Genomic DNA, 13537 nt, shown 5'->3' with positions numbered 1-13537 from the left:
ATAGACACTAAACCAGTGCTATCACTCAACTTGCCCGGAGGATTAAGTGCGTAGAATGGTTTTGATGAAGTACAGGCAGACAGGAATATGCCAAAAAGAATCGCAAGAATGTAAGAATATTTTTTCACGGAAGGATCCTCTGTTGAGTAAAAAGTCGCTTTCTTAGTTTAAAAAACTGATTGGTCGCTGCCAAAAATTCTTGTTTTTGGGCTACAGGCACATGGTCTTTCCGAAACCGGATCTCCTGGTTCAACGATACACGGCCATTCCCACTCTGTATTCGAGCATGAAAGGTAAAGATTTCGTTTACAATGGAAACAGAATCCTTCATGGCCATTGATTGATAGGGGTCAATCAGATGATAGGTGATTGATATGGAGGAGGGTACCGACAGGAATAAATCAAGACTGTCCTTTATCCGATCAGCAATTCCCACGTCAAAGACAGTAAACTGATTAACCGGATAATATGTTTTTGTTTTTGATTGAACCAGGATGGAACTGAGATTGGCCTGCAATGCAATCGGCTTATCCAGGCTGTCCTGTATTTTCAGATTTGAGAAGGTCAGACTTCTTAATGGCTTATCCAAAATGAAACCTACCAGGTCGGGACTATCCCGCATTTGTTTGGTTTCCATCAATAATTTCACCCGTCTTTGGTATTCAGATCCAAGCAACACGGTTCCGGGTACCGATTTCAGTGAATCTATGTGGCCTGTAAATGAAAAAGACAGAGAACTGGAGGCGTCATTGTATGGAACAGTAACAATTTCCGGTTTATCGGGATTCAGCACCAACACCTGCTTGCCTTCCAGTGATCCGGGTATTTGTCCGTAACGAAGATGTCTGGCTGTCCCATCAATAAACTGGTAACTTCCATCCTCATTCAAAACTGCGTTGATCATGTGGTTAAACTGGTTCACACTTACAGACTTTAATGGTGGCATCGGATCAGTGTTAACCAATGCAAGAAAAACCTTTTTTCCAGTTAATCTTCCAGCATTATACAACAACCAGGCCTTGTCCTTACAATCTCCATAGCCTCTTCTTATAATATGGGAAATTGAATGAGGATAATGTGAATGTCCGCCAGACATGTCTGCCATATACCGAACCTTTGTGGTGATAAACTCATAGGCAGACTTTAATGTATCCTCTTTAAACCCTATCCACCTTGATAACGAATCCATCTGGTCCGTGTTGCGCGGGTCGTCTGTCGTTCTCTTTTTTAATCCTGTCAGATACCATTTGGTGAAGGCCCGCGGAGTCACCGGATTAACCGGTCTGCCATTCGCAGTCAGTTCTGTATGAACAAAAGCCAACTGATTATTAAATGGCCATTCGACCCGTGTCTCTGCAGACAGGTTCCTGGCATGAATGATTAACTGAACTTTTTTATCATTCTTCCGCACGACTTCCCACTTAAGACTGTCAACCAGGGGCGTAATATTAAACGACACGTCCATGTTGGCCGGATGAATAACCGTGTAACTAAACAATACCCTGTCATATCTTTTTGGCACAACAACCATCGGTATAAATCCGGAATCACTGATATGATAGGTTAGCTCATAACTGAACTCATTCTGTTGGTTGGCAACCTCTTCGGGTGACTCAACAAAAATTTTAAGTCCGTCTGAAAGAAAGCTATCAGACGGATCTTCAGTGTACTTTCTAATAGAACCTGAATTGACTGACCAGTTATTCAGCTCTGCTTTAAACGTATATCGGGAGCTATAATACGGGACTTCCAACTGAAAGGGTTGTATTCTTTTAACGTCCGATTTTTCAAATCGGGTCGATGCCTTCTGTGTCAGACTGGCATCAAAACGACCCTCACCATATTTGTTGATCTCTAACGTCAGATCTGACTTGTACTCAATAATTCCCCCGGCCCATGCAGGAAAACCGGCCACTGACAAAACAAAAAGAAGTAATATTGCTCTCATGATCCTGTGCTTTTATTTAAAATATTTATTTTTTGTCAAAACATCAGATTTGTAGTTGCTTCTACTTGTATTTTAATCTACCGTTTTGTCCGTTTTTCCATTCAGGAAAACAGCAGGCCCGGCCGTTATTGTCTGCCAGAAATCATGATTGAATGAGCGATTTAATAACCGGATATACCCATTTTTCATTTCCTGTATCGGACAGGACAGGGGGAGTTGGCAGTGTTAGGGACTGTGGGGCTGTGTGGGGAAGGACCCGGACAACAGGACGCCTGAAAGGGTCGGTTTCCTGATTGAGCGAAAAGAGTTAAATGTGGTTTGCCGTTACAACGATCAGCCTTCGGCCTGGTCCTTGGCGGAGTCGACGTGCTGACCGGGGAACGGAATCAGTGATTGGTGAGTAGAGATTAAAAAAAACCGATTCCCGGTTATCTGATCATGAGGGGATCGAATCATGAATAGACCTCAATTCGGTCTCCGGGTGATTCGACCGAAGGGATAGCTGAAGGTCCGGCGGAGAGGGAGAAATTCTGATTTCCGGTCCCTGACTGCTTTCCCTACTTCACCAACGTCATTCGGCGGGTGTCGGTGCGGCCATTCACGGCAAGGGTATAGAGATAGGTTCCGCTGGGAAGATCACGCAGATCCACCTGCCAGGTATGGGATCCTGAAGTGAAATAACGGGTATCGGGCTCACCAATGGCACGACCCTGCACATCCCGGATCCACAATTTCACCACTCCGGGTGTCTGTAAAGTAAATGGGATGGTGGTGGATGGATTGAACGGATTCGGGTAATTGGACCCAAGTGTAAAGTCTGAGGGCTGACGGTCATCCACCGAAGTATTGGTCACCACGTCGACCGTTTTTCCCGGGCTGTGGTTCCAGGAATCACCACCGGTTCCTCCGGTAAAATTCACACTGTTACCGGTCGCAAACAGGGTGATTTGTGAGGCCGTTGACGGGGCTGTATACAGAAAGTCGAAAGTGACGATTCCTGAAGCCGGTGCCTTCGGTGTGCTGTGAGTCAGTTCCGAACCCACCTTCTTCAATCCGGAGCCTGCTGCAAGGGTCCCGGCTGAGGCTGCCACATTGACCCCTGCCCGCACCAACGGTCCGCCACTGATGGCCACGGAATAATTTCCGGTTTCTCCCACCTTCAGCTGATCCGGTCCGGAAATGAGGACCTGAACCGACGGATTAACATTGCTGCCATGGCAATCACAGCCGTCTCCGTTTTTTTGTGTACGGCCGGTAACACCAGAGGAAGACGCGGTAACCATCCAGGAAACACCAGCCGTCATGCCAAAAATCAAGGTCAGAAAAAACACTTTACTCATTCGATTGCTTTCAGAAGGTTAAATGTTGGAAGCTGAACACCGGGATGGCGACGCATAAAAAGAGCAGCGGAACCGACTAATCCCCGTATCAGGGAATCAGAACACCAAAACGGCCGTTCTTAATTCCTCGTTAGAAATCCCAGACAGAGCGGTTGTTTTCATGACATTGTCCGGCTCTGCGGTTAATTTTGTCTGATTTTCAAATAAACAGCAGGAGAAACCATGTCTTTTCGCACCGAATCCGACTCCATGGGCGATATCCAGGTAGAAAACAGCCGGTATTGGGGAGCCCAGACCCAACGGTCTTTACAGAACTTCAAGATTGGCACCACGACCTTTCACCCCGAATTCATCTATTCGCTGGTGATGGTAAAAAAGGCCTGTGCCATCGTCAATTTTAAAATCGGCAAGCTGGAAAAACCCGTGTATGACGCCGTGATCCAGGCCTGCGACGAAATCATTGCCGGTAAGTTTAACGAGCACTTCCCGCTGAAAATTTACCAGACTGGTTCGGGTACTCAGACCAACATGAACGCCAATGAAGTGATTGCCAACCGGGCCAACGAAATCCTCGGCGCACCGCTGGGAGCCAAAAAACCGGTACACGCCAACGACACGGTAAATAAGTCACAATCCTCGAACGATGTGTTCCCCACTGCCATGCATGTGGCCGTGGCCCGGTTTACCGAAAGTCACCTGATTCCCCGTCTGGAAAGCCTCATCCGGGTGTTCGAAAAGAAACAGGCCGAGTTCGACTCTATTATCAAGATTGGTCGTACTCACCTGCAGGATGCCACTCCGGTAACCCTGGGTCAGGAATTTTCGGGCTATGTGGCTCAGATGAAAGTAGCGTTGGCACAAATCAACCAGGCTAAAGATTCTCTGCTCGATCTCGCCATTGGCGGAACCGCGGTGGGAACCGGTCTGAATGCACCGAAAAATTTCGATAAAATGGTCAGCGACGAACTGACAACGCTGACCGGACTGAAATTCCGCCCCAATCCGAACAAGTTCCAGGGCCTGGCCGGACATGAGCAACTGGCTTACTTTCATGGCGCACTCAAAGCCCTCGCCACCGGTCTGATGAAGATTGCCAATGACATCCGCTGGCTGGCATCGGGTCCGCGTGCAGGCATCGGCGAACTGCTGATTCCTGAAAATGAGCCGGGATCTTCCATCATGCCGGGTAAGGTGAACCCAACCCAATCGGAAGCCATGACCATGGTATGTGTGCAGGTGTTTGGCAATGACGCTGCGGTCGGATTTGCTTCCAGTCAGGGTAATTTCGAGCTGAATGTGTTCAAGCCGGTGATTCTGCACAACGTGATGGAATCGCTGCAGCTGCTCGGCGATGCCTGTGATTCCTTCGAGCACAATTGTGCGTACGGAATCGAACCTAATGTGGATAAACTGCGGGAAAATATGGAAAAATCCCTCATGCTGGTCACGGCTCTGAATCCGCACATCGGATACGACAATGCTGCCAAGATTGCCAAAAAGGCCCATCATGAAGGAACCACCCTGAAAGAGGCCGCTCTCTCTCTCGGACTGCTCACCGATGCTCAGTACAATGAATGGGTCGATCCGAAAAAGATGATCTGAGTCTGGATCCTGTTAACTCTGAAAATCCGGCGATGAGCCGGATTTTTTTTTTGCCGTCATTTCAGGGAAAGGGTGCGATGTTCCGGATCAGGACCGGAGGGCCGGCAGCAGGATAGTGGCTGCCGGGATCAGTTCACCGGGCACCGGTCCGAGGTCCGTGCCAGGTCTGACTGTTCTAGTTGGAAGAGGAGGATGCCGGAGGAGTCTGAGCAGTCCGGACCCGGATGGTATCTTCGGGGACGCCGAGTTCTGCAAGGCCTTCACGTGCACGACGATGACTGTTGGAGTATTCGGGGGTCCGCAGCACCTCGTAAAAGCGGGGTTTCGCTTCTTCCGGGTAGCCCATCTTGATGAGCATGTTGGCGCTTCGAAGCAGGCAGTAGACGTAATAATGCTCGGTTTCCTTGTGAATACCGGCATCGACGGGAGCCAGTGCTTCCTGATAAAAACTGTATGCCATGGTCGGCCGGTTTGAATACTCGGCAATCATGCCGCGGATGTAATAGATGTACCGAAGCTGATGGGTGTAGTAAAACGGACGGTTGGCCAGAATACGTCCTTCCATCACGGCCATGCAGGAATCGGCCTGCTGGTAGTCGCCCATCTGATAGGCAAGCTGTCCGCGGTAGAAGAGATACCGCGAGTTTTTGGGGAACCGGTTATTCAGGTTGGCAAAGACCTTGATCGCCTTAGCATAGTTCTTTTCGTAGAAGTAACTGATCATGCCCAGGCTGTACTGGGCTTCCACGTTGGCAAACATGCCGCTGTCAGCGACCGACTGCAGCAACTCGAGTCCGCGCTTTTTATCTCCTGATGGATAAAACCACAGCAGGGGTTTGATGATGGGATACCGGTCGGGCAGAAACTCGGCGTAGTAATAATACAATCCGGCCCCGTACCGTGCATCAATATTCGCGAATTTTCCTTCAAGTGATTCTGTGATTCCATCCAGAGCCGAAATGCCGTAACGGGCGGCCATGAACCAGTCATCCCGCAGACCATACAACTGTGCTTTGAAACCGATGGCCCCGCTTTTATAATACCGGGCCACCATGGACAGGCTGTCTGCGTTCTTTTCAATCTGGTCGCATTTATCGATCACCTCATCCATCTTCTTCTGGAATTCATTGTCGAGAAACGGATTTCTGATGTCGACAAAGACCTGAATCCAGAGAATCATTCCATCGAGGAAATAGCCCTCGGGACGGTGTGGATACTTGCTTTTCCAGTCGGCCAGCCGTTTCTCGGCCGCCACAACTTCCATGTTGTACATCAGGTTCAGGATGGTATCCAGTTCAGCCCGGTCGGGGGGAATCCAACGCACGCCATCGGAAAAACCGGCGACGGGAAACAGCACAAGCAGCGCGATGACAAGGCTGGTTTTCAGACTGGGGAAAATGGAATGACGTATCAAGTGTTCAGTTCAGGGTTCTATAAATTTCATGAGTTCTTCAATCCGGTCCCGGAAATCCCGATCCTCCAGATCTTCTTCTTCACCAAGCAGACGGACCGAATAACCGGCACGGCTGAGTGCAGCACGGACACGGGAACCATCGAGAACGTTGACTTTGATTTCGATATGATGCCGGTCTGCGCCCGGTGCGCCGGGAAGGCTGTTCAGCGACATGATCCTGGCCTGGTTTTCCTCAATCAGCCTGACAACCTCGGTCAGAGAGAAATCGTGACCGTTAAACCGGACTTCCAGCGTGCTGCCCTTTTCGTAGACCGACAGCAGCTCTCCTGCAAAGTCCATCAGTTCTTTTTCGAGCACACATCCCACCAGTGCCTGATTCGATCCCAGAACCGGCAGCACATCATGACTGGTTTCAGAAAACATCCGGATGGCCTCGCCCACGTGGGCATCCAACGTCAGATGCACCGAGCCCCGGTCAATGAGGGAGGCCAGAGAATCGGGACGTGACTTTCCGCCCTTTCCTTTCAGATGCTCGAGAATGCGTTCATCCGACACCATCCCCTCATACCGGTCCTGAGCAATAACCGGCAGACTTCTGACATGATTCTCCTTCATCAGAGTCAATGCCCGATCGGGGTCGCTGTGAAGCGCCACACTGGGCAGACTGACGTTGAGAATTAAATCGATTTTCATAGTTGGGTTATCTGATTGCCGGAAAAATGGAACCAATCCGGTGGAAAGTTACGAAATAAACCCGACACATTCATTTGCCGGGCATCAAGTTATCAGAACAGCGAAAGGGTGGGATTTCCCAGACTGAAATAAAAAAACAGCGGACCCCAACCGATTCCGGCATTGGGTTCCTTGTACAGTTTAAAGGCCCGGCCAGCCGACAGACTGATGGGTCCCAGCGGGGTGCTCAGCGTAATTCCGCCACCCACGCCATGGTTCATCTGGGAAACCTTAATGGCTTCGATCCGCTGCCAGGCGTTCCCAAGATCATACCGGGCATGCAGAATGACATCGAAGATAAACGTGGTGGGTGTGTACCATCGCATTTCCAGATGACTCATCATGAGTTGTCTGCCATACAGATCAAAATCCCGGAACCCGTAAAAGGAACGTCCTCCTCCTGCGTAGAAAAACTCCTGTACAGGCAACCCGATATCGGCACTGCCAAGTTCCATCCGGGGAGTCAGCGTCACCCGGGGAAGAAACGGAAAGGTGGTTTCGAGTCTTGCCGCCATTTTCGAGTATGAAACATCGCTGCCAAACTCGGCATTCGATGTCTCATAATAGAAATCCAGAAACTGCCCGCCGGTCGATATGACGGGTGAGTCGCGGTTATCAAATACGGTCTGAAGGCGCAGAATGTTCAAATGGTTTCCTGCGTTGGAAAAGGTGGCATCATTTGAGAGACCACGAAGAAGGCTGATGGCTGAATATTTTCGGTGAAGATCGAGCCGGATCTCCCCGAATTTGGCAAACTGCCGGCCGATCATGGTTCTCAGTCCGGCCGACTCACGCTGAAACTCTCCCCGCTCACTGAATCCGGAACGATTCCCGGAACCCGGGACCGAAAACCGGTAACTGTTAACCGTTACATTCAGGATATCGGCCCAGATGGTGACTTCTGAGGAAAAGTAGCTGTCCAGAAGCCGGTCGGTTCTCCACTGTCCTGAAATCTGACCATTCCGGTCACCGCCAGCCAGAGTCATGCCGAGTTTGGAACCTTCGCCCAGCATGTTTTCATTGCGCAGATTCAGGAAATACTGGGTATTGTAGGTTTCGGTTGCACTGATTCCGGCGCGAAGAAACAGGGAGGGCTTTTCATGCACCCTGAAGGTAATGCGATTTCCGCGGGTGGTCTGATCGGTCAGCAGGCTGGCCTGATAAAACAGATCGGTGGCGGTCAGATTGTCGAGTGAGGATTTGATTTCTTCCCGGTGAAACAGGGCACGGCGATCGAGACTGGCTTCGCGGGTGATGTAGGATTTGCGGGTGACTTTGTTTCCCGTCACGGCCACGTCAGAAATAACGCCTTCGTTGATATAGGTGTGAAGGCGGCCGGTTTCGGGTTCATACCGGAACGAATCGATCCGGGCAAGGTAGAATCCGCTCTTTTTGTAAGTGCTGACCACCGACCTCAGGGTTGAAAGCAGTTCAAAGTAATTGACGGGCTGATTGGTCAGCGCATCGAACCGGTTCTGAAACCACCGGTCCGGCAGAAGGTTAACACCGTGAAAACTGAATGCCTGAATCACCGGAAATGGAACGAGCGTAACCACTGTGCCCGAATCGGATCCGTTCACCTCATACCGGTGAACCCAGCCAGAGGTAGAAAGCTTTCTGATAACCGACTGCAGCGGGGTCCCTGCTTCGGGCAGGGAATCGGAAACCAGGTTCTGAAGAACCGGAGGGACCACAATCCGATCCACCGGAGGTCCGGCCCGGAGCGTTCGGGCCCGTATGAGTGTATCGATCAACCCGGTCACCTTCGCTGCCTGCAGGTATCCGTCCTGAATCACCGTATCGACCCTGGTGAAGTCGAATCCTTCAACCTCATCCAGACTCATACTGATCACCACATCGGACCGGCTGAGCTGAATCTGGTTCGACAGTTTCATCATAATGGAGGTAACCCGATCGACCGTTTGCCAGGGTGCTTTTACTTCCTCGGTGTTGAGGCTGCCCGTGGTGTTGGCCGTAATGACAATGTCTGCCCCGGCTTCCCGTGCCACATCCACCGGAATATTGCTCAGCACGCCCCCGTCGATCAGCTGATTGCCGTCGAGTTCGTACGCAAGAAAAAGCAGCGGAAAGGCCATGCTCGACCGCATGGCTTCAACCAGATTTCCCTCGCTGAAGATATACTTTTTCCCGTTTTTCAGATTGGTGGAAACCGAGTAGAACGGAACACGAAGCTTCCGGAAAGTGGAGGCCGGGTAATAAGGTCCAGCCAGCGTCAGATCATTGAGCCGGGTGGTCAGTTTCTGACCGGAAATAACGGCGGTTGGAATCCGCGGACGCCAGTTTTCAAGTTCCAGTGTGATCTGGGTCCGGTCGTAAAGCGATTTGTAGTCGAGGAATACATCCGATCGCTGATAGTCCCCTTCCAGGGAAAGCAGCTGGTTCCAGTCCAGGTTTCTTGCAAGACTGTCGAGTTCACCAATGGAATAACCGGCGGCATACAAGCCGCCCACGATACTTCCCATGGATGTTCCCACAATCATATCGACGGGAATCCCCGCTTCCTCGATGGCTTTCAGCACGCCCACCTGAAAAATTCCACGGGACCCGCCGCCGGAAAGTACCAGCGCCACGGTCGGACCGTTGGCCACCTGCATGGTAAATGGCGAGAACGGATCCTGCCGGGTTTTTACCTGTGCGGGGATGCTGTGGGGGAGAAGAAACAATAACAGGAGCAGAAAAGACCTGACCATGACGAAATATCCGGGAAGACGGGGGCAATTTCAATTTATGATCGGACCCGTATTGCGTATTTTCACCCCTGTCTATGAATTTTCTGAATCCGATCTTTCTGGCCGGATTGGCCGCAGCTGCCATTCCCCTTCTCATTTTTCTCTGGAACCGCAACCGCCGGCCGGTGGTCAGGGTCTCTTCCTTGTTTCTGTTCCGGCAACTGGAGGCTTCTTCCATCCGGACCCTGAAGCTGGCTGAGTGGCTGTTGCTGGCTTTGCGGATTCTGATACTGCTGCTGCTGGCACTCGCCTTTGCCCAACCCTTTCTGCAATCGGGAAGTGATGAGCAGCCGGTTTACCGGTCGGTTATTCTCGATTGGGGACCCGGGTTTTCCTCTGCAACCCCTGCCCAGAAAACCGGTTTGCAGCAGTGGCTCGAAACGCTCAGCCGCGAGCAGCCTTCCACAAGGTTTTTCACAACGGATTCTCTGAACGGCTATCAGCCTTCCCGCCTGCTGCAGCCCTGGTGGTTTCAGGGTGTTCCCGCAATTGATACCTCCGGTCCGTCGCTTCTGATCAGTTCAGTGGGCTCGCCGGTTCTGCCCTCTCTGATGGACCGGCTACCTTCCGGTTCTGACGTGATCCTTTATGAAACGCCCGGAATCACTGGCAATCTGGGAATTTCCGGCGTATCTCTGCCATCCGGGTGGTGGCAAACCCGGCAACCGAATCAGGTCCGGATTGATATCCTGAATCCAACCGGGGAAGAGACCCGCGCGGAAGCCGATGTGCTGGTCAATGGCCTGCTTATCCGGACGGTGCCCCTTACCTTAACCGGCCCGACGGCCAGTCTCACGGTGCCGGTTACTGTCAACCGGCGCGGATGGCACACCCTTTCCGTTCAGCTCAAACACCCCGATTTCGAACCGGATAACCATTGGTCCGGGGGCTTTTACCTTCCGGAAACCCTTCAGGTGGTTGTTCTTTCTGGTCGGGAACTGGCCGCGCTGAATACCAGCCGGTTGCAGCAAGCTTCCCTATCGGCCGGTTTTCCGCTGGTCCTTTCCGCACGGAGTGCCGATCTGGGAAAGGATCGTCTGCTGATCATTACTTCGTCGCGCTGGTCTGGAATCATGGCCGACCATCCGGCAGCCATCTGGATACCCGACTTCTCGCAACCCGGATCCATAACCGAAAGCCTGCAATCAATTGGTCTCTCTTCCACCGTGAATCCGGGTATGCAGGTCATGGCCGACCGGTACACCGATCATCCCTTTCTCAGCTACCTTGACCGGAAGGATCCGGCCGATCCGGACCGGCTCCTGAACGGTCTGGTCACCATACGACCCGTTCAGGGTTTGCGTCCACTGCTCACCGGCACCAACAGGGAACCGGTAATGAGTCTGTACACACGGGCAGGCAGACAGGTACTGATTTTTCATGTGAATCCGTTCACCGGACCTGAGCCGGTCCCGGCCTGGGCCCTGTCGGCCCTGCTTCACGCATTGACGGCCCTTCAGCCAACCGCTTCGACCCGGGATGGATTTTTTGCTCATCCCGTCCGGACCGGGATACCATTTCCGGTTCCCGTTGCGGCGGCGGGAATCCGTTTCCGGTTTCTCGATCAGGAATGGATTCCGGGTCCGGGCACGCTGTCCGGCGGAAACATTCACCCGGCCATGATCACCAGACCCGGTACGCTTACCATCTGGTCGGGCGATCGTCTGACCGGTATTACCGGTTTCAATGCACCGGCCATCCGTCAGGCCGATTCACCTGAAGAGGCCATCCGCTGGCAACCCGCCGATCCGTTTCCCCTGCTGACCGCCGCTTCACCCCGTTTTCTTTCTGCAGGCATTTTTATTGCCGTTCTGTTGTTACTGCTCCTGGAGATGATTCTCTCCCGTGGTCGTCGTTGACCCATCCGGAGAAAAATTTTACATTCGTCTATCCATCCGTTTATGAGTACCGCTCAGATTAACATCCTGAACCTTGTTTTGCTGGGACTTGCATCCGGCATGCTGCTGTATTTACTCTACCGTCGGTCCCGTCAGGCCCCGGTTGTTTTCAGCTGGAGTTGCGGATTGCTCTACGGACTGCCCTTTTTCTCCAGTTCACTGGTTGTTTTTGCCTTCATGTTTATCGGCGTATCGGTTTTCATCCCCGAGTCTGCCTATCTGATTCCGGCCCTCTTTTTCGGACTGAACGCCCTTCTGTTTTTTGTTGCCGGCTGGTTTGGCGTGCAGCTCTCGGTTACCCACACACACATTGTGACCCATCCGTGGTTTCCAACGCGTGACATTCCGATCAGAGCGATCCGCGATTACTACTTTCACACCCATGGCTTTCTGACCCGGGTGACTTTGCTGGTCCAGCGACAGGATGGATTAAAGAAGATCAGTTTTACCATGCCGGCACGTTACATGAAATTGTTCGATCAGGTGATTGAACAACGCAGCCTTCGCAGCCAGTCGGCCCGGCAACCCGAACCGGTGCGGCAGAAATAAATCGGGGAAAGTGATAATTTGGCCTATCTGAACACACAACCCGATAAAGAATCTGCCATCCTCGTCGGCATCCAGCTTGCCGATACCCCTCCCGATGAAGTCCGGGAAAACCTCGATGAATTGGAACGTCTGGCCGATACCGCCGGTGCCATGGTGACCGACCGGGTGATTCAGGCCAGGCCCACTCCTGATTCTGCTTTTTACATCGGTAAAGGAAAACTGGAAGAACTGGTGGCCCTGAAGGAAGAACGCCGGTCCGATATTGTCATTTTCGATGAGGAACTGTCACCCAGACAGATCCGGAATCTTGAAAACCACCTGCAGTGCAAGGTTATTGACCGCACAGGCCTGATCCTCGATATTTTTGCCTCCAATGCCCGCACCAGCGAATCAAAAACGCAGGTCGAAGTGGCCCAGCTCGAGTACCTGCTTCCCCGTCTGACCCGCATGTGGACTCACCTGAGTAAACAAAAGGGAGGGATCGGAACGAAGGGACCCGGAGAAACCCAGATCGAGACAGACCGTCGTCTGATCCGCACCCGGGTGGTCACCCTGAAGGAAAAGCTTCAGCGGATTCAGACCCAGAAGGAGACCCAGCGGAAGGGCCGGTCCGAAATTGATCAGCTGACTCTGGTCGGCTACACCAACGCAGGTAAATCCACCCTGATGAACATGCTTACCCATGCCACCGTTCATGTGGAAGACCGGCTGTTTGCCACGCTCGATTCAACCACTCGACTGACCGTTCTGGCAGGAAATAAGCGGCTGCTGATCACCGATACGGTCGGTTTCATCAGAAAACTTCCTCATCATCTGGTGGCTTCCTTCCGCAGTACCCTCGAGGAAGTCAGACAGGCCGACCTGCTCATTCATCTGGTCGATGTCTCACATCCCAACTTTCATGAGCACATATTCGCTGTCCAGGACACCCTTCGCGAAATCGGAATTGATCTGAAACCCGTTCTCATGGTCTTTAACAAAATTGATCAGGTGAACGACCCCGATCTGCTCCGTCAGGTGCGGAGAGAGTACCCAGACTCGGTATTTGTCAGTGCCTGGCGCGGAATCAACATTCCCGAACTTCGTGAGCGGATTCTCCAGACGCTCGAAGCAGGCTATGTCAGCCTCACAGCCCGGTTTCCTGTCACGGCAGGTCAGGCGATTGCACACCTTCATACCATCGCCGAGGTTCAATCGACAGACTACGCCGGCGAGGAAGTGACCATCCGGTTCCGCATCAACCGCCGGTTCGAGGAATCCGTCCGGAAAATGATTCAATCTTACCAGTCTCCTGTATTCTGATC

Annotated in this window: 9 protein-coding genes; 4 read left to right on the top strand and 5 right to left on the bottom strand. The window is 52.0% G+C overall.

What is annotated here, in order from left to right; translation table 11 throughout:
• Positions 1-124 precede the first annotated feature (124 nt).
• Positions 125-1948 (bottom strand): hypothetical protein, encoded by a 1824-nt coding sequence (locus HUU10_06985; protein ID NUQ81341.1) that lies wholly within the window; start codon positions 1946-1948, stop codon positions 125-127.
• A gap of 557 nt (positions 1949-2505) precedes the next feature.
• Complete coding sequence (locus HUU10_06980) at positions 2506-3288, bottom strand: T9SS type A sorting domain-containing protein (protein ID NUQ81340.1); 783 nt, start codon at positions 3286-3288, stop codon at positions 2506-2508.
• A gap of 222 nt (positions 3289-3510) precedes the next feature.
• Here HUU10_06980 and fumC point away from each other — a divergent pair, with 222 nt between their 5' ends.
• Positions 3511-4890, top strand: a complete 1380-nt coding sequence (gene fumC, locus HUU10_06975; GenBank protein NUQ81339.1) for a class II fumarate hydratase — start codon at positions 3511-3513, stop codon at positions 4888-4890.
• A gap of 175 nt (positions 4891-5065) precedes the next feature.
• Here fumC and HUU10_06970 read toward each other — a convergent pair whose 3' ends face one another.
• From HUU10_06970 to HUU10_06960, 3 genes are all read right to left on the bottom strand, one after another.
• A complete protein-coding gene (locus HUU10_06970) occupies positions 5066-6304 on the bottom strand; it encodes a hypothetical protein (protein ID NUQ81338.1) in 1239 nt (412 codons plus the stop codon).
• 9 nt (positions 6305-6313) lie between these two features.
• Positions 6314-6997, bottom strand: a complete 684-nt coding sequence (locus tag HUU10_06965; GenBank protein NUQ81337.1) for a CBS domain-containing protein — start codon at positions 6995-6997, stop codon at positions 6314-6316.
• Positions 6998-7089: 92 nt separating this feature from the next.
• Entirely contained in the window at positions 7090-9747 is a 2658-nt protein-coding gene (locus tag HUU10_06960; protein ID NUQ81336.1) for a patatin-like phospholipase family protein, read from the bottom strand.
• A 74-nt stretch (positions 9748-9821) separates the two neighbouring features.
• On the opposite strand from HUU10_06960, the gene HUU10_06955 reads away from it, so the two are divergent.
• Genes HUU10_06955 through hflX form a run of 3 tightly spaced genes read left to right on the top strand, consistent with a single transcriptional unit; the run spans position 9822 to position 13535 of the window.
• Positions 9822-11645: a BatA domain-containing protein gene (locus HUU10_06955; protein NUQ81335.1), complete on the top strand. Its 1824-nt coding sequence runs from the start codon at positions 9822-9824 to the stop codon at positions 11643-11645.
• A gap of 42 nt (positions 11646-11687) precedes the next feature.
• A complete protein-coding gene (locus HUU10_06950; protein NUQ81334.1) occupies positions 11688-12233 on the top strand; it encodes a hypothetical protein in 546 nt (181 codons plus the stop codon).
• Positions 12234-13535, top strand: coding sequence for a GTPase HflX (gene hflX / locus HUU10_06945; protein ID NUQ81333.1), 1302 nt, complete (start codon positions 12234-12236; stop codon positions 13533-13535).
• Positions 13536-13537 lie beyond the last annotated feature (2 nt).

This window comes from Bacteroidota bacterium (assembly GCA_013360915.1).
GTDB lineage: Bacteria > Bacteroidota > JABWAT01 > JABWAT01 > JABWAT01 > JABWAT01.
Note: the sequence above shows the minus strand (reverse complement) of the source record. Positions and strands in the feature narration are given on the sequence as shown.